Origin of the sequence: Marinilactibacillus piezotolerans, assembly GCF_900169305.1 — a bacterium.
Taxonomy (GTDB): Bacteria; Bacillota; Bacilli; order Lactobacillales; family Carnobacteriaceae_A; genus Marinilactibacillus; species Marinilactibacillus piezotolerans_A.
In genome coordinates this window covers 618,055-636,774 of sequence record NZ_FWDP01000004.1, presented here as the reverse complement: position 1 = coordinate 636,774, position 18,720 = coordinate 618,055, and the positions used below count along the sequence as shown (strand labels likewise).

The window sequence follows — 18,720 nt, the reverse complement described above, 5'->3', positions numbered from 1 at the left end:
AATATAATGTGATAAAATGAAAAAAGAATAAACAAAAAGGATGGATCGCATTGACACAATACATCATTAATGCTCAAAAAGTTTTAGAGAACAATTTTGATTTGCAGTCAGAAGAAAAAGTACTGATTGTTACGGATGATGATATGAAAACTATTGCGCAGCACTTTTATGAAGCAGCTAGTGCAAAAGGGAATGAGACTGTACTGATCCAGTTTCCCGCAAATTATAAAAGCGGAGAAGAACCACCAGCTTTGATTGGTAACTCTTTAAAAGAAGCAGATGTAGCACTTTGCATAACTTCTGCCAGTCTGACACACACTAAAGCTAAAAAAGAAGCAGCTGCAACTGGAACAAGAATCGGTACGATGCCAGGCATCACCTTAGAGATGCTAGAGAAAGGAGCGATTGAAGCAGAGCCGAGTGTCGTCGTATCTTTAACCGCTCAATTTACTTCACTGCTGGAAAAGGGATCAGAAGTCAGAATTGAAAAAGATGGAGAAACGTTGACCTTTAATATAAATGGCAGAAAAGGCATTCCGAGTACCGGCATTTTCCGGGAGAAAGGGCAAAGTGGGAATATTCCTTCTGGAGAAGCCTTTATAGCACCTTTAGAAAATTCCGCAAACGGATCGATCATAGTAGACGGGTCCATTGCACAACTGGGAAAAGTCAGCGATCCTATCAAATTGACATTAAAAGAAGGCCGCTTGATGGAGGCAGAAGGAAAACAGGGAGAAGCTCTGTTAGCTTTGCTTGGAGAAGCAGACGGTCGATTGATTGCTGAATTCGGCATTGGGACAAATCCAGCGGCACGAATCACAGGAGTCGTCTTAGAAGATGAAAAAGTCTATGGAACCATTCATATCGCTTTTGGAAGCAATAAGCCGTTTGGGGGACAGACAGAAGCAGGAGTCCATATCGATTGCGTTGTTAAAGAACCGACAGTCTGGATCGATGGCCAGAAAATATTGGATCAAGGAAAAAGTTTAGTTGATGCTTAAGCTCGCTTTTTCTCTCGATAAAGCGTAAAATAGGAAGATAGTTTTAAAAATTATGAGAAAGGGGAGCGTCTATGAGAAAGCAAACCACTTCCTTTTACCCGATCCTCTTTGCTTGGCTTGCCGTTCTGATTTGGATGGCGATCATTTTCTGGTTTTCTTCGCAGCCAGCGAACGAATCTGCTGAATTAAGCTTTAGTGCAATGGAGGTTGCCGGACAGGTAGTCAGTCACTGGCGGATAGTCGGCATTGCCGGATTTGTGGCGGTCTTCAGCTTATTTTTAGTATGGTTGGGAAGAAGAGATGCTCCGTTATGGGGAAAAGTCTTGCTGTTCATACTATTCTTGCTGTTTTGTGCTGCAACAGTCTACTTTTTGATCGGTATTGTACGACCTAGATTCAGCATCAGTGAATTAAGAGAAATGAACTATTATGTCCTGCATAATTTTTTAAGAAAAAATGCTCATTTCTTTATTTATCTCTTACTTGGGATTATAGTGAAAAATGCCCTTTCTACTTCAGGAGTTAATGGGGTTAAAGCCATCTTGCTGGCTTTGATCATTTGTGCTGCCTATGCTTCTACAGATGAATTTCATCAGAGGTTTATACCAGGAAGAACGGCTTTGGTCAGTGATGTGCTGATTGATTCTACAGGTTCGTTTCTCGGAATAATATTTTATTCTTTCCTGGATTGGATATCTGGAAGAAGAAGTATCTGGCAGGCATTCTGGAACACTAAAAAAAGATAGCAATAAAAAGATGACTTGAGCCATTCAAGTCATCTTTTTATTAGAACAGATCCATCTGCTGCGGAGAAAGGCCCTGAAAATCTATGTCTAGTAGATCCTGTAGTGTTTTAGCGTTTCCGGCAGCATGTCCACCTGAATTGTTATTAAAGATCACACAAACTTCTTCTGCAGACTGTTCTAAGGTTTTAGCAGTGGCTGCAAACTCTTTTAACTCTTTTTCTGAATAGTTGTATAGGGTGCGTTCTGCACGCCAGTCTTTGATATTCTCTCCCAACCACCCCTCATAATTTCTTCCATGCAAACGATAGAAAGAAAGCGTTGGGTTTGTGACAGTTGGAATAGCAGGGACGCTGTTATTCGGCGTCTGAGGTTGATCTACGACTACATGAATAAACTGCTGCTCAGCTAAAAAATGGAGGGTCCTTTCCTTATTCTGCTCACTAAACCAGCTTTGATTTCTGAATTCAATCGCAACTGGCCAGTCTTTCATAAGCGTCCTCACTGCCCTTAAGTACTCAACATTCTGTTTTGTACAGTCAAAGTAAGGCGGAAACTGAAAAAGAAACATTTTGACTTTTTGGGCAGTCATCATCGCTTCAAAAGTATTGCAGAATACTTGGAACATGTTTTCTACACTTGAGAATTCTTCTATCCACTCTTTATGCTGTGTCATAGCTTTATAAGCTTTAGGAATAAATTGAAATCCTTCTGGTGTTTTGGCTATCCAGCTCTGAATATTTTTCTTTGGTGGAATCGCATAATAACTTGTATCTAACTCAACAACTGGAAAATGTGCAGAATAGTCTTCCAGCTTTGTGGATGTTTTTTGTGTAATGGTCGGATGGTCACTCCACCCGGTCAGTCCTATCGTAATCATATATATTTACCTCCTCGTATTTCACTATTTGATTCTAGTGTAGCATGATACAGGATTGCTTTCTATATTTAGCATTTTGATGAGAATCAAGAACAAGTCTGATTAAAAGTTTGTTATACTAAGTTAGAATGAACAGTCAGGAGGATCAGAAATGTACTTTTACGAGCGCCTTAAAGAAAACCGGACACATTTAAACCAGAACGAAGAAAAAATTCTTACCTATTTGATCAATGAAAAAAAGCACCTGCAGCATTGGACGATTAGAGATATTGCAAAGCAGTTCTATACTGTACCTAATACGGTCGTTCGATTATGTCAGAAGTTAGGATTCAAGGGGTATCAAGAGTTTAAAGAAGAACTGCTGAAAACCTTTGAAGTAGAAGAAACGATTCTTGAAATGACAGATATGGATGCAAAAGTCATCAAGACAAAGCAGTTGTTGAATAAAGAAGTGATGCAATCAGTTCTAGACTTAATCCATGAGTCGGATAATATTTTATTTTTCGCAGTGGGGCTTTCTCGTTTTCCAGCGGAAGAGTTCAGTGAACGTTTGAAAATTCTGGGAAAGAGAAGCCAGACATTTATAGATCCGCATTTGATGAAGCATAATGCCAAACAAATGACGGAAAAAGATCTGGGAATCGCCATCAGCTTAAGCGGATCCGGGAATTCCAATGTCTTTTCGGCAACGAATCGGGCAAATATCGCTGGGGCTAAAACCGTGAGCCTGACCGGTTTTTCCAGCAATGATCTATCTAAGATCACTGACTTTCAATTGTATGCGTACAGTTCTGAAATAAGGATAGAAGGGATAGATGCTGCAGATCGTTTCGGCTTGCATTACTTAGTCAATAAACTGTTCAATGAATATCTCAGTCAATATTATCCGGCAACCTGAAAAAGGACTCTCCTGACAACAGGAGAGTCCTTTTAACATACCGTTTATTTTAATTCTGGCCAGTAAGCTTTATTGGCTTCAATCAAGTCATCCAGCAGTCTGCGTGCTTTTTTCGCGTCTACGACTGTCCGATTCATGGTCAAAGCTTGGAGGGCTTTAGTATAAGAACCTTCCATATAGGCTTCAACTGTTAATTTCTCATATGCATGCTGCGATTCGATCAACCCTTTATAAAAGGTTTCGATTTCACCGACTGCATAAGGGTGAGGACCGTTAGCACCTAGAGATGCAGCGACTTCGACCATACTGTCGTCCGGCAGATTTGAAACAATTCCATTGTTTCTGACCATAACAACGTAGGTTTTTCTCAAGTTGTGAGCAATAGATGCAGCGACTTCAACCATCATATCTCCGTGGGCATCATTATGAACGACAGAAGAGTCTTTTGCCGTCCCATTTTCTACAATTCTTCGGCATTCTTCAAAGACTTTCTTTTCGCGTCCTTCGCGAACTTCGTCGGTTCTAGTATGGTTAGGATCCATTTTAGATAATTTATACTCAGGGTATAGGTAGTACTGTAAATAGGTGTTTGGCAGATAATCCGGGAAGTCTTTCAGCATATCTTCAACCATTGCATAAGTGTCTAACCAGGATTGATCTCGCTGTTCTGCATCAACTGGTCTGAACCCGCCGTTCAAAATAATGTCTTTGATTTCCGGCATGCGGTCATGTCCCGTTTCGTCATAAAGATGGGTGAACCAGCCGTAGTGATTCAATCCGAAATAAACTGGTTCAAAGTTACTAGCATCGAAATCGATCAAGCTGGCAAAAGAGCGCAGCAAGTTGACTGGCTGATCACAGATATTTAGAATCTTATCTTCTTTAGGGAATATCTTATCCAAGGCAAGGGCTACAATTGCTGCTGGATTTGTATAATTTAAAATCCAAGCGTCAGGGGAATAGGTTCGAACGCTTTTAACCATTTTCTCCATGTCGCGAATCGAACGCAATCCATAAGCAAACCCGCCTGGTCCGCAAGTTTCCTGACCAATTACACCATGCTGTAACGGTATTTTTTCATCTTTGTCGCGCATCTCAAATCCGCCAGTTCTCATTTGGCAAAAGACAAAGTCTACATCTGAATAAGCTTCTTCTTCATCAGTGGTATAAGATACTGTTACTTCAGGTGCTTCTTCTTTAAACAATATTTTTGCGAATTCTCCTATAACTTTCTGACGTTCTTCGTCAATATCATACAAGGTAACTTTTTCTAATGGGAATTGTTTTAAATGTGTCGTCATCGCTTTGAGAATTCCTGGCGTCCATGTTGAGCCGCCACCTACGAGTACGATTTTACTTTTTTTATTCATCATGATAATTTGCTGCTCCCTTCACTTGTGGTGCAATATTTTCTACTTTTGGTCCATAAATTACTTGGTAATTGGTCTCATCTAGTTGAACCGTTCCAGCTGCACCGGTCTTTTTCAATGCTGCTTCATCAACAAGAGAGGTATCTCCTAAAACTAATCTTAAACGAGTAAAACAGTTGTCGATGCTTCTAATATTATTGCTGCCGCCTAAAGCTTGAACGATGGCGGTTCCCAGATCTCCTGAATCAGCAGATGGAGAAGCTGTTTCATTTGTTACTTCATCATCTTCTAATTCTCGACCTGGTGTCAGAACATGTCTTTTTTCTATAACGGTCTTGAATACGAAGTAGTAGATTGGGGCATAGCATAAACCGACTAACACTGCCCAGTACCAATTCGTTGCTGTTCCTTGTAAAATACCGAAAACAAATAGATCAATTACGCCGCCTTGAACATTTCCGATTACAACCCCGAAAGCGTCCATCAGCATAAAACTCATTCCAGCCATAAAAGCATGGAATAAATACAAGATAGGCGAAACGAAAATAAATGAAAATTCAATCGGCTCAGTAATTCCGGTGGTAAAGCTGGCTAAACCGGAAGCGGACATTAATCCTTTAACTTCTTGTTTTTTCTCTTTCAAAGCCGTTTTGACCATAGCAAAGGCTGCCGCCGGAAGACCGAATACCATAAATGGAATTTTACCTTGTGCCAAGAATCGAGTAGCTTCTGACATGACGCCCATATCTGGTGTATCTTGTGCAAGAGAGGTATTAAAAATATTCAGCGCACCTACTACTTGTTCGCCATCGATCTCTGCTATTCCTCCAATCGGTGTAAAGCGAACCAGCTGATTCAGAATATGATGCAATCCAGTAGGAACCAGCAGTCTCTCGAGGAACCCAAACAAGAAAGTTCCAATCAAACCCGCTTGTGCAATCAAGTTTCCGACCCATTCAATAGCAGCTCCAAAATAAGGCCAGACAAAATACATTAATAATGCAAGAAATGGTGTTACTACTGCAGTAATAATAGGGACAAACCGTTTTCCGCCGAAAAAGCTGATAGCAGTCGGTAAGTCGATGGTGTGGAAACGATTATGCAAGAATGAAACGAGCAGACCGACTAAAATACCGCCAAACACGTTCATGCGCAGTGTGAATATGCCTAACACGGTCTCATACTGAGAAGCAGTTTGTGTTGCTGCGAGTTCTGACATACCGCTTTCCATAAGTGCTTCAACAGAATAAGTTGCGGCGGTGATATCGTTAACGCTCAATAAATACTGAATCGTAATATGGAATAAAATAAATCCGATCACACCGGAAAAAGCAGCGGTCGTTTTCTCTTTTTTTGCTAGACCATAGGCAATGGCTACCGCAAACAATATCGGCAAGTTTCCGAAAATTCCTCCGGCTAATGCGCGGACGATTCCGATAAAATGCTGTACAACAGTCAGTGAGACAAAAGCCTCTCCTACAATATCTGCGTTTTGAAGAACAGAACTGATCCCTAGAAAAATCCCTGCTGCAGCAATCAGAGAAATAGGGGTCATTAAAGATTTACCCAGACGTTGCCAAAAATCTTTTGACATGATGATGCCTCCTTATATTTTTGATAAGCTTATTGTAAGGGTTTTAATGAACCGTTTACAAGAAGAAGCGCACCTGTACACTTTCATTCTTTTTGTACACATTCCGGTGTACATAAGACATAAAAACAGCGATTTCAGTTTTAATGGTGTGATATCTATAATCAAACTGAAACCGTAAGTATTCAGTCTGAATAACATAAGCAACTATTTAAAGATTAAGTTTTACCTAGTCATTTAATGAGTTATGGCAGCTATTAAAGCATAATTTGGATTGCTTGATATAGAAGAGGGGGAAAAGAACATCCCTGGATACACTTAATAGATAAAAGTGTATCCAGGGATGTTTTATCTTCATGAATAATTATTAAGCGGTGGATTGGGGAAATGCAAAGGTCTCTACTTTAAAATAATTTTTCAAACATAAGACGGCGCCCCCATAAAGACTGGCATCACTTCCCAACTGTGAAGGAAGTACAGATACATCTTTATAAATTGTCTGCTGGATATACTGATCAATTTGTTCTAGGCTGTCTGGAAACAGCTCGAAAATTTCAGAATTCAGGTAGACGATCTGAGGATCATATAAGCCGATCAAGTTGGTCAATCCGATAGCCACTTCTTTAGAATACTGATTTAAAAACTGCTGTGTCTGAGAATCATCATTTCGGTAAAGGGCTGCGATGCTGTCCAGTGAAAGTGTATGATCTTTTTTTAAAGTGTGCATTCGGTTGACAAAAGCAGTGACAGAACAGTATTGTTCAAAGCAGCCATGATTGCCGCAGGCACAAAGTTTTCCTTCTGGATACAACACGGTATGGCCAACTTCCCCAGCTCTGCCCTTAAATCCTTTATAGAGTTGCTGATCAAGGATGATCCCAGCTCCGATACCTGTATGAGCACTAAATGAAATAAGGTGTGAACGATAAGGGTTGAACGAAAGTTCAGCTAAAGCCGCTAAATTCGCTTCATTTTCGATAAACACAGGAATTTGCAGGTGTTCTTGTAACTTTTCAGCGAGCTCTATTTCATCTAAATCAAAATAGGGGGTCAGTAAAATATGATTCTGATCAACGATTCCGTGGATTGAGGCAGTGACACCAATGATACTAAACGGCAAGTCGCTATAGCGTTCATGCAAAGCTTTATAGACTTCCGAAATCAATGGAATCACAGTATGTTTGTTGACTTCTATCTCTCTTGAGTGTCGTTCAATTTTTTCTCCATTCAAGTAGGTGACTAGGTAACTCAGTCGATTGTAACGAATATCGAAACTAACAGCGACGCCTGCTTGATGATTGAGCGTCAGCATGATCGGTTTGCGGCCGCCTGAAGGAGTACTGGTGCCGGCTCCCGTTTCAATAACGTAGTGATCAGTGATCAACTGTTTTACAATTTCTGAGACAGTCGCTTTATTGAGACCTGTATTCTCTGAGATTTTGGCACGAGAAATTGTATACTGATTGATAATTTCTGACAGCACGAGCAGTGAATTTTGTTCTCTAATGGATTGGATCATAATGATTCCTTCTTTTTTAAGTATAGTTTAGCAACCGCTGCTCATTTGCTAAAGATAAAGCAATGAAAGCGGTTGACAATAAGTTGTGGATTCGATATAGTAAGCTTGCAAGTTCGTTTAAAATTTAAACAAACTAAGAAAGTATTTTTACTTTACCATAATTTATCAGAAAATCAAAAGCTTTGTTGATAACTCGAAGTCTTTATCATCGAATAAATAGACTGGAAAAGTAAAAAGATCAAAGGAGTGAGTCAATGCGTTACGTTGTTGGATTAGATATCGGTACAAGCGGATTAAAAGGTATTTTGGTAAACGAGAATGGTGATATCGTAAGTTCAGCGGTTGCTGAGTATGATCTATATACTCCTCAAAAAGGGTATAGTGAACAAGATCCTGATGACTGGGTTAAAGCAGCTAAATCAGTTTTGAAAGAAATTGCAGCTTCGACTGAAGATGCAGCGGAAAATATAGAGGCTATCAGTTTTTCTGGTCAGATGCACTCGCTGGTTCTTTTAGATGAAAATGATGTTGTCCTTAGAAAAGCCATTTTATGGAACGATGTCAGGACAACTAGACAATGCAGAATGATTGAAGAAAAACTGGGAGATCAGTTGATTGACATTACAAAAAATAAAGCTTTGGAAGGCTTCACACTTCCGAAATTACTTTGGGTAAAAGAACATGAACCAAGGATATGGGAAAAGGTTGCAGGATTCTTACTGCCTAAAGATTACGTAGGGTTTAAACTGACCGGAAGCAAACAAATGGAGTACTCAGATGCAGCAGGGACCTCATTATTGGATGTTGAAAACCGAAAATGGAGCACAGAGATTTTAGATGCCTTTGATATCAGTCCAGAAATTTGTCCAAAACTCGTAAAGTCTCAAGACAAAATCGGAACGCTTTCTCAAGAGCTGGCAGAAAAGTTGAATCTAAGTAAAGACGTTGAAGTCTTTTCAGGAGGAGCAGATAACGCATGTGCCGCATTGGGAGCAGGCATCATTCATCCTCACCAAGCGATGGCAAGTATCGGGACTTCAGGAGTGTTTCTGGCATTTGAACCTTCAGATAGCAAAGATTATCAAGGGCACGTTCATTATTTTAACCACGTTATTCCGGGGCAGTTTTATTCTATGGGCGTCACGTTAGCAGCAGGGAACAGCCTGAGCTGGTATAAGAAGACCTTTGCTCCAGAAACCAGTTATGAGACGCTTTTAGAGAAAATCGACAACATTGATCCCGGTTCTAATGGTTTGCTCTTTGCACCTTATATTACAGGTGAACGGACGCCTTACACAGACAGTGAGATTCGCGGAACGTTCATCGGAATGGATATCAATCATACTAGAGATCATTTCACCCGTTCTGTTCTTGAAGGCATTACTTTTTCGCTTCGAGATTCATACGAGCTGATGAAAGAATTCTCCGGGAAGTCCTTTAAAGAAATTGTCTCAGTCGGAGGCGGTTCCAAAAACGTTGAATGGCTGCAGATGCAAGCGGACATTTTTAATGCACCCGTCACTACATTAAAAGCTGAACAGGGACCGGCATTGGGCGCTGCTATGATTGCTGCGGTAGGTGCAAGGTGGTTCACTGACTTCAGTGACTGTGCAGATCGTTTTGTTCAATATAAAAAAGCCGTCATCCCAAACCTGGATAATGTCGAGCGGTATAATGAACTCTATAATATCTACCGAGAAATTTATCCATCAATCAAACCAATAAGTCATAAATTAGCGAAATTCTAAGAAAAATAGAGATATGGCAAAATGGATACTGTTAGACAGAAAAAAGAGAGAACATTTAACGTTGACACCGTTTACAAAATAACATATAGTTAGTTTGTAAGTTATACTAACTAACTAAAAATAGGAGATGAAGTAATGAGCTACTTTGATTCAGTTAAAAAAATTCAGTTTGCAGGGAGCCAGTCAAAAGATCCATTAAGCTTTAAATTTTACAACCCAGCCGAAAAAGTAGGCGACTTAACGATGGAAGAGCAATTGAGATTTGGTGTGGCTTACTGGCATACTTTCACAGAAGATTTATCAGATCCTTTTGGAAGCGGAACTGCTATCCGTCCATGGGATAAATTTTCAGATCCAATGGATAAAGCAAAAGCTAGAGTTGAAGCTGCTTTTGAATTTTTTGAAAAGCTGGGCATTCCTTATTTCTGCTTCCATGATGCAGATATTGCTCCAGAAGGGGCTACATTAAAAGAGACGTTTGATAATCAAGACATTATTGTAGATTTAATGGAAGATTACTTAAAAGACAGTAAAGTGAAGCTGCTTTGGAATACCGTTAACAACTTTACCCATCCAAGATTTGTTCACGGTGCAGCTACTTCTAACAATGCCGAGGTTTATGCGTACGCAGCAGCTAAAGTGAAAAAAGGATTGGAAGTCGGAAATAGATTAGGCGCTGAAAACTATGTGTTCTGGGGCGGTAGAGAAGGATATGAAAGCCTATTGAATACTGACTTGAAACTGGAGCTTGACAATCTAGGAAGATTCTTCCATCTCGCTGTAGATTATGCAAAAGAAATCGGCTTTGATGCGCAGTTCCTTATTGAACCAAAACCAATGGAACCAACTACTCATCAATACGATTATGATACAGCACACGGCTTTGCATTCCTTCAAAAATATGGCTTGGAAAAACATTTTAAATTTAATATCGAAGCCAACCATGCAACCTTGGCTGGTCATACATTCGAACATGAATTGCGCTATGCTCGTATCAATGGCATGCTTGGTTCTGTAGATGCCAACCAGGGTCATCCGCATTTAGGGTGGGATACAGATGAGTTTCCTTCTGATTTATATGCGACAACATTAGCCATGGTAGAGATTCTGAAAAACGGAGGCCTTGGAAAAGGCGGATTGAACTTCGATGCAAAAGTACGCAGAACGTCCTTTGAACCAGAGGACCTGTTCAAAGCTCACATTGCTGGTATGGACAGTTTTGCAATTGGGCTGAAAACAGCGCACCGTATTATTGAAGATGGAGCACTCGATCAAGTCGTCAGTAAACGCTATGCATCTTTTGAATCTGGGATTGGTCAGAAAATCGTCGAAGGAACAACCAGTTTGAAAGAATTGCAGGAATATGCTTTGAAAAATGATCAGCCTGTCAATCAATCAGGACATTTAGAAGAAATACGGGCTACTTTAAATCAATATTTAGTTACAACACTTGACAGTAAATAATATAAAAGAATTGTTCCCGGATTCGACAGTGAACCAACACTGTTGAATCCGGGAATTTTTTTACGGTATTATATTGATACTGCTTTCATTCCTCAAAGAACTCATAATGAATTAATTTAATTTATTCAGTTAGCCTTCAGCAATTTTTCATTATTTAGTAATTTTTACTATAGATGTAAAAATAGTACATAATATATTTGAAAATTTATTAATCTAAGGAAAGAAAACCAAAAGAACGGATGGTCAACAAGAAGTCAGATATTAAATTATTAAGTAGTTTGAAATGACTTAAGATAAACAGTACCTTATATTTAGCAGCTAGTTTTTAAAAGTTGCGTTTAGTATCCTGACTTTATCAAAACCATTTGAATAAGAAACAGGATTAAAATGTGACATGAATTTCCAGACGTATTCAATGTAACACTAAGAACATAAAAATAGTCTAAATCAAGAAAAAGTTGTAGGTCATGTTTTGTCTGTTTATCTTATATCGGATACATCGATAGGTAATTTATCTTACTATAAAAATAGCTCTATAATGCTCAAAGTTGCCAAAGAAATTTTGAATAACATTTCAATAATAGAATCGACCAATTTAACAAATGAAAGTCATGATGTAAAACTATATAAATTAATCTAAAGAGTAGATGAACTGATCAGCTTATGATCAGTTCATCTACTTTTTAATCTTTGACTACTAATCCTAATAGCTGCAGAAATCCGAGAGCTTGTTCGCGGTTAACGATGGCCCCTCTAATACTGTCAATATCAACACTGATTTGTTCAAATTTTGAAGTACTTAAGTCAATCCCTTTGAGAGACGTATTAGAAAATCGAGTGCCTGACAGATCGCATTGATCAAACTGAATGGATTTAAAGGTATTCTCGTAAAAGTCAGCCTCTTTTAGCTGGGAATCAGAAAAGCGGACGTTTTTTTGCTTTGCATAGGCAAAGCTGGAAAGATCCAGCATGGAATGATTGAATTGTACGTCCTCTAAAAAGCTCTCACCAAATGAGATACCGTTCATTCTGCACTGACGGAATTCAACTTGTTTTAGTGCTGATTCGGTCAGTTCCGCATTGATACATTGACAATGATCAAATTCAACATCTCTTAAATAGACATTTGGGGCAATGAAGTTCATAAATATTACATTTTTGAAACGAACTTGTCTGAATTCCAAGTTTCGAATGGAATCAATCGAAACTGTGCAGTTCTCAATCAGGACATTTTCTATAATGGGATCTTCTACATCTAACAGAACCTCCAGATCTCCTGCAGCTAACTGGTCGGGTAAATTAGGGGATACAATTTTTCTCTTTGGCATGATTATTCTCCTAGTCTAAATTCGTAGATTTAGTGTATCTCTTTTGTGAATGTGTTACAAGTTTCTTCAATGTTTGTTATAATATATAGATGAACTTTAAGGAGCAATCCTTTCTTCTGTTTAAAACTGTTTAAAGGATGACATGCATGTTTAAAAAGCAATTTTTTCCCGAAACAACCATTAATTCATTAGCCTCTAGTTCCAACGTTTACTCAGAAGGCAGTCAGTTGTTTAAAGCAGGCACTGTACACTTGACTAGTGTAGATGAGCCGGCGAACACATTATCATTTAGTGTAGAAGATCAAAAAACAGAACAAGTCAATCTGAGATTCTACCCAAATGGTGTTGCGAAAAAATATCACTGTTCTTGCCTTCCTTTTGAAAAAAATGCCGGAGCTTGTAAACATGTGGTTGCCAGTATGTTGAGAGCGAATGAAATCCAATCCAATGACTTAAAAAAAGTCGGTCAATTAAGACCTGAATCTACATTAAAAGAGCCAATGTTTTCGTATAAGAAAAGTGAAGAAGCCATTCGGCAATTGATACAAGTCTCCAAGCAGGAAATTTCGAGACAATCTAACGATTATAAGAATCAGGCAATCAAATTTGAATTTGTGCTGAACATTAGCGGGACTGGATACGCCTATGCATATGACTTCTATATGAAAGCCGGTATTGATCGGTTGTACGTGGTCAAAAATATTCCTCATGTTATTTCTGAGATTTTGGAAGGCAGAACATATGAATTTGGAAAAAACTTCACGTATGATCCAGATCAGCATGGACTGAATCCATGGGATCGTAAAATGCTTGAAGTATTGTATGATGTCTATCAATTAGTCCGTTCAGCGACTCCAGTGGGATACGCGAGTTCGTATCAGAATAAAAACGAACTGGAAATTCCATCGAGAAGCTTGAAGCTGGTTCTGAAAACGTTGGAAAAAACTGATGGCGGATTTGTCCGCTTCGGAAGACCGCCGAAGCATTTGATGAAGCTGAGCGATTTGGACAATGTTCTGATTACTGATTCTTTTGACCGCTTTCCACTGTCTTTCAAGCTGGAGAAAAAAGATAAGCTGTATCATTTCTCAATCGCTGAAGAAAATGCGGATGAGCTGGAACTGAATTTTCATCGTGGAGCTAACTTAGTGGAATGGAACCATGAATTCTTCTTTCTGAAGACCGATCAATATAAGCTGTTAAGCAGTCTGATGGAAGTATTTGATAAAACAGAACGCGCTCCATTAGTATTGAGATCAAGAGAGTTGACGGAATTTGCTTCAACTGTCCTTTCTCAACTTTCATCCTTTTTGGATATTGAAATGAATACTGATGTTCAGCAGACGGTCTATCAAGAAGAACTTGTAGCTCAATGCTACATCGACACAGTGAATGACCAGCTGCATGTCAGTCCAGTGTTCAAGTATGGCAGTATTACCATCTATCCGCTCAGAGATCAGCCGATTGAAGAAGAAGCCGACAAAGTAGTGATTCGTCAGCTGATCAAAGAAGACTACTTGCTGCGTATGGCACATGAAGCTTTAAGTACAGCAGTAGTCAAAGATGGACGCTGGGTACTGGAAACACTAGATGAATTAAGTGAGTTCTTGTATGAAAGTCTGCCTGTACTGGCAGAACAGTTCGAGATCTTTATGTCTGTCAATGCCAGACGACTGGTTTATGAGCCTAAAACTGCTCCATCACTTTCCATTGAACTTAACAGAAATTCTAATCTGCTGGATGTCAGTTTCGATGCTGAAGATATACACGCAGAAGATCTGAAAGAAATTATCAAGAAACTAAATAACAACAAACAATACTATCGCTTATCGAATGGTAAAATCTTGAACTTAAAAGAAGAAAAGTTCAGACAGTTAAATGAAACAGTCCAGAAGATGGATATTGAATCTAAAGATATATCTAAAAATATGTCAGTACCTGTTTTTCAAGGGTTGAGTGTTCTAGAAGATTCGATCATTAAAAAAGGAAATCAATTCAAAAAATTGGCTGAGCAGTTATTGGAACCGCAGAATATTACCTTTGACTTACCGGATCATCTGAATGCTGAATTGCGTCCTTATCAGAAAACAGGATACAACTGGCTGAAATCCTTGGATCATTATGGTTTCGGAGGGGTGCTGGCGGATGATATGGGTCTTGGAAAAACGCTCCAGACCATTACCTTCTTGCTATCTAAAATTCAAGAATCTGGTGGACGGTATATGATCATTTGTCCATCAAGCGTCTTGTATAACTGGCAGCATGAATTTAAGAAATTTGCACCGGAATTAGATACAGTGCTGGTTTCTGGTTCGATTGAAGAACGTGAAGCCATCATCAGTCAGACTGAAGATCAAGATTCTGTTATCCTCATCACCAGCTATCCGTTGATTCAAAGAGACTTCTTGCTGTACCAGAATCAATCCTTCAAGACGATCGTATTGGATGAGTCGCAAAATGTTAAAAACAGTGCAGCGAAAACGACGCAGGCTGTTCATCAGCTTAAAGCAGATACAAAATTTGCACTATCTGGAACACCGATTGAAAATAATCTTGGAGAACTGTGGTCATTATTCTCCATTATTCAGCCAGGTCTGTTTAAAAACAGAAAAGGGTATAAGCAGCTGGATCAATCCAGAATTGCAGCGAAGATACGTCCTTTTGTATTGAGAAGACTGAAGCGCGATGTGTTAAGCGATCTGCCGGAGAAAACAGAGACTACAGAATACATCGATCTGACGACCGACCAAAAACGAATCTATCAATCTCAGTTGAGCTTGATCAGAGAAGAAGTAAAAGGAATGATTCGAGAGAACTCATTCGAACGTAACCGAATAAGAGTCTTAGCAGGAATGACGAGACTGAGACAGATCTGCTGCGATCCTTCACTGGTTATAAATGACTATGAAGGACATTCTGCAAAACTTGAACGTTTGCTTGAATATTTAGAAGAAGCAAGATTGAATGGCAAGCGGGTCGTATTATTTTCTCAGTTCACCTCCATGCTAAGCATCATACGGGAGCGGCTGGATCAACAGGAAATTGATTATCATTATCTGGATGGACAGACAAAAAATGAAGATCGACTGACTTTAACGACTCGATTTAATATGGGCGAAAAGGATCTCTTCCTAATTTCACTCAAAGCAGGCGGTACTGGCCTGAACCTAACTGGCGGAGACACAGTTATCTTATATGATTCTTGGTGGAATCCGGCGATCGAAGATCAGGCCGCTGACCGAGTTCATCGCTATGGACAGAAAAAGGCCGTTCAAATCATACGCCTCATCGCTACTGGAACGATTGAGGAACGTATCAATGAATTGCAAGCCAAAAAACGGGAATTGATCGATACGGTTATAGAAACAGGTAATGAACAAACCATTTCCAGTCTTTCAAAAGATGAAGTCTTATCCTTATTAAATGATTAACAAAACCAGAAGTGTTTTAGTTGTGATTAGCTTAGGGAAGTTTTAAACTATGATTAATTCAATACTGACTCATAAAGAAGGTGTGTATATTGAAAAACAGTAATGAAGCTTCAATTTTTCCACCTGATGAGACACAAATCATAGATAAGAAAGCAAAGCTCAAGCACAAACGTTATGATTTTATCAGTGGAACGATCATCCTTACAGATCAGGCACTTTATTTTAAATCACTTAAAGGAAGCCTCTCTGACGAACCATTGCGCATCAAATTAGAGAATATCCATGTGCTTCGTAAAAGCAAATCGATCAAGCTGGTTTCCAATCGACTATTTATTAGCGACAACCAGGGTGATGAATTTATCTTTGCAGTCGCTGGCAGAAATGAACTGTTAGACAAGATCGAAACTCAAATGAACGCGTAATACAGTGAGCAGTACCGTACAGGTGCTGCTTTTTTGTTTAGAGCCTATCAGTCAATATGGTATACTAAACGGTACAGAAAGTGACTGGAGGCAGAACGTGAAAGAAAAAGTAATTGTGATTGTCGGTCCTACCGCAGTTGGAAAGACAAGTTTAAGTATCTCTTTGGCACAGCAGCTTAATGGAGAAATTATCAGCGGAGATTCTATGCAGATCTATAAAGGTCTGGACATTGGTACAGCAAAAGCGACTCAGAAAGAAAGAAGTCAGATCCCGCATTATCTAATTGATGAAATTGAACCGACGGAAGCTTATACGGTTTCTGATTTTAAAGAAAAGGCTTCTGCGAGAATAGAAGAGATCGCTAGTCGAGATAAACTGCCGATTATTGCAGGCGGAACGGGTTTATATATCGAGTCCCTTCTATATAATGTCTCTCATGGCGGATCAGCAGCACCTAATCCAGTTTACCGTGCTGAAATGGAGCGTTATGCAGCTAAGCATGGCAATAAATCTTTATGGAAGAAACTGGCAGATACTGATCCTGAAGCTGCAGAAAAAATCCATTTTAACAATGTACGCAGAGTGATTCGAGCACTAGAAGTATTTAAAACAACTGGTAAACGTTTTTCAGTACTGCAATCAGAAAAGCAGCAGAAAGAGAAATTGTATGATGCTTTCATCATTGGTCTGACGACTGACCGAGCGTTGTTATATCAGCGTATCGATTCACGAGTGGATGAAATGCTTGAACTCGGCTTGCTGAAAGAAGCTGAAAAACTGATCCGTTCTGTTCCAGCAGATGCGCAAAGTATCAAAGGAATCGGCTATAAAGAATGGATTCCCTATTTTGAAGGCGAGGAATCATTAGAAAAAGCGACAGAAAAAGTCAAACAGAATTCCAGAAGATATGCAAAACGTCAGTTGACCTGGTTCAGAAATCGGATGGAGGTCAGCGGCTGGTGGAATTTAGTAGAGTACCCAGAAACAAAATCTGAGCTTCTAGAACAAATAGAAGTATTTTTAAGGACGTGAGACGATGGAACAAGAAGAGCAATATGAAAAAGTGATCGTTGCCGGCATCCAGACTACGGAAACCGATCAGCAGTTTCTTTACTCATTAGAAGAACTGAAGCAGTTGGTCGAAAATGCCGGAGGAGAAGTAGTCGGAGAATTAACTCAGAAAAGAGAACGGCAAGATGCAAAAACCGTTATTGGAAAAGGAAAAGTGAATGAGTTAAAACACTTGGTGGAAGAAACAGAGGCTGCCACCGTTGTATTCAACCAGGAACTCTCTCCCAGACACATCCGCAACCTCCAGGAAGAAGTAGAAACAAAAGTCATTGATCGGATTCAAGTTATTTTAGATATTTTTGCTTTAAGAGCCCAGAGTAAAGAAGGACGTTTACAAGTACAACTGGCGCAGTTATCATACTTGCTGCCGCGTCTTGCCGGACAAGGGGTCAATATGTCAAGATTAGGTGCTGGAATCGGTACACGTGGTCCTGGTGAAACGAAACTAGAGACAGACCGCAGACATATCCAGCGACAAATGACAGACATCAGACGAGAACTGAAAAAAATTGAAGCTCACCGAGAACGCAGCCGTGAACAAAGAAAACAAAGCAATGTCTATCAGATCGGATTAATCGGTTATACAAATGCCGGGAAATCCACTCTATTAAATGCTATTACTGAAACAGGCACTTACGAAAAGAACCAGTTATTTGCCACATTGGACCCGCTAACAAGACAAATCGTTTTGCCATCAGGTCTGCAAGCAACCCTAACTGATACAGTAGGATTTATTCAGGACCTGCCGACACAGCTGATTGAAGCCTTTCAATCGACTTTAGAAGAGTCAAAAGGGGTGGATCTGCTTTTGCATGTTGTTGATGCATCAGAAGAAAATATATCCGGGCATGAACAAACGGTCTTGGATTTATTGAAAGAACTGGATATGGATAACATTCCAAGATTAACCGTCTACAATAAAAAAGATTTAGTTGAAGGAAATGTTGAGCCGAGTTTGTACCCGAATGTCGTCATTTCAGCCAAGTCTGATGAAGATATTGCTTTATTGTTGGAGAAAGTTGAGAATGCCATTCAGGAAACAATGGTTCCATATCAGCTTGAAGTGGAGCATACACGTGGAGATTTATTAGTGCAGCTCCGTAATGAAACTATTATTGAAAGACAGTTATATGACGAAGAGAATCAGGTTTATCACTTAGAAGGATATACTAGGGAAGATTCGAAGTGGAATCGATTTGAAAAATCATAAATCATAAAAAAGCTTCTATGCTGCTGATAAAACAATCAGCTGG

General features: G+C 39.4%; 14 protein-coding genes. 9 read left to right on the top strand and 5 right to left on the bottom strand.

Annotated features, from left to right (window positions below):
• Positions 1 to 50 precede the first annotated feature (50 nt).
• Both B6F02_RS06965 and B6F02_RS11070 read left to right on the top strand, forming a co-directional pair.
• Complete coding sequence (locus B6F02_RS06965) at positions 51 to 1,001, top strand: aminopeptidase (protein WP_080146639.1); 951 nt, start codon at positions 51 to 53, stop codon at positions 999 to 1,001.
• Between the two features lie 71 nt (positions 1,002 to 1,072).
• Positions 1,073 to 1,747, top strand: a complete 675-nt coding sequence (locus tag B6F02_RS11070; protein ID WP_080146638.1) for a VanZ family protein — start codon at positions 1,073 to 1,075, stop codon at positions 1,745 to 1,747.
• Positions 1,748 to 1,787: 40 nt separating this feature from the next.
• Here the strand turns inward: B6F02_RS11070 and B6F02_RS06955 are convergent, their stop codons facing one another.
• A complete protein-coding gene (locus B6F02_RS06955; protein WP_080146637.1) occupies positions 1,788 to 2,624 on the bottom strand; it encodes a DUF72 domain-containing protein in 837 nt (278 codons plus the stop codon).
• Positions 2,625 to 2,775: 151 nt separating this feature from the next.
• Here B6F02_RS06955 and B6F02_RS06950 point away from each other — a divergent pair, with 151 nt between their 5' ends.
• A complete protein-coding gene (locus B6F02_RS06950; RefSeq protein WP_080146636.1) occupies positions 2,776 to 3,522 on the top strand; it encodes a MurR/RpiR family transcriptional regulator in 747 nt (248 codons plus the stop codon).
• A 44-nt stretch (positions 3,523 to 3,566) separates the two neighbouring features.
• On the opposite strand, the gene B6F02_RS06945 is transcribed toward B6F02_RS06950, so the two are convergent.
• The 3 genes from B6F02_RS06945 to B6F02_RS06935 all read right to left on the bottom strand — a co-directional run bounded on the left by B6F02_RS06945 (position 3,567) and on the right by B6F02_RS06935 (position 8,002).
• Positions 3,567 to 4,895 carry a 6-phospho-alpha-glucosidase gene (locus tag B6F02_RS06945; RefSeq protein WP_256864665.1) on the bottom strand — a complete coding sequence of 443 codons (1,329 nt, stop codon included), beginning with the start codon at positions 4,893 to 4,895 and terminating at the stop codon, positions 3,567 to 3,569.
• The gene (locus B6F02_RS06940) at positions 4,885 to 6,486 is read right to left on the bottom strand and encodes a PTS transporter subunit EIIC (protein ID WP_256864664.1); all 1,602 of its coding nucleotides are present in this window, start codon (positions 6,484 to 6,486) and stop codon (positions 4,885 to 4,887) included. Before B6F02_RS06940 ends, B6F02_RS06945 begins: the two co-directional genes overlap by 11 nt.
• Positions 6,487 to 6,850: 364 nt before the next feature.
• The gene (locus B6F02_RS06935; RefSeq protein WP_080146635.1) at positions 6,851 to 8,002 is read right to left on the bottom strand and encodes an ROK family transcriptional regulator; all 1,152 of its coding nucleotides are present in this window, start codon (positions 8,000 to 8,002) and stop codon (positions 6,851 to 6,853) included.
• A 254-nt stretch (positions 8,003 to 8,256) separates the two neighbouring features.
• Here B6F02_RS06935 and xylB point away from each other — a divergent pair, with 254 nt between their 5' ends.
• A complete protein-coding gene (gene xylB, locus B6F02_RS06930) occupies positions 8,257 to 9,750 on the top strand; it encodes a xylulokinase (protein ID WP_080146634.1) in 1,494 nt (497 codons plus the stop codon).
• Between the two features lie 135 nt (positions 9,751 to 9,885).
• A complete protein-coding gene (xylA, locus tag B6F02_RS06925) occupies positions 9,886 to 11,214 on the top strand; it encodes a xylose isomerase (protein ID WP_080146633.1) in 1,329 nt (442 codons plus the stop codon).
• Positions 11,215 to 11,897: 683 nt separating this feature from the next.
• Here the strand turns inward: xylA and B6F02_RS06920 are convergent.
• Complete coding sequence (locus B6F02_RS06920; protein WP_080146632.1) at positions 11,898 to 12,542, bottom strand: pentapeptide repeat-containing protein; 645 nt, start codon at positions 12,540 to 12,542, stop codon at positions 11,898 to 11,900.
• Between the two features lie 146 nt (positions 12,543 to 12,688).
• Here B6F02_RS06920 and B6F02_RS06915 point away from each other — a divergent pair, with 146 nt between their 5' ends.
• The 4 genes from B6F02_RS06915 (at position 12,689) to hflX (ending at position 18,677) form a co-directional block, all read left to right on the top strand.
• Entirely contained in the window at positions 12,689 to 15,973 is a 3,285-nt protein-coding gene (locus B6F02_RS06915; protein WP_080146631.1) for an SNF2-related protein, read from the top strand.
• 89 nt (positions 15,974 to 16,062) lie between these two features.
• Positions 16,063 to 16,395: a hypothetical protein gene (locus tag B6F02_RS06910; RefSeq protein WP_080146630.1), complete on the top strand. Its 333-nt coding sequence runs from the start codon at positions 16,063 to 16,065 to the stop codon at positions 16,393 to 16,395.
• 97 nt (positions 16,396 to 16,492) lie between these two features.
• Positions 16,493 to 17,428, top strand: a complete 936-nt coding sequence (gene miaA, locus B6F02_RS06905; RefSeq protein ID WP_080146629.1) for a tRNA (adenosine(37)-N6)-dimethylallyltransferase MiaA — start codon at positions 16,493 to 16,495, stop codon at positions 17,426 to 17,428.
• Positions 17,429 to 17,432: 4 nt separating this feature from the next.
• Positions 17,433 to 18,677 carry a GTPase HflX gene (gene hflX, locus B6F02_RS06900; RefSeq protein ID WP_080146628.1) on the top strand — a complete coding sequence of 415 codons (1,245 nt, stop codon included), beginning with the start codon at positions 17,433 to 17,435 and terminating at the stop codon, positions 18,675 to 18,677.
• Positions 18,678 to 18,720: the final 43 nt, after the last annotated feature.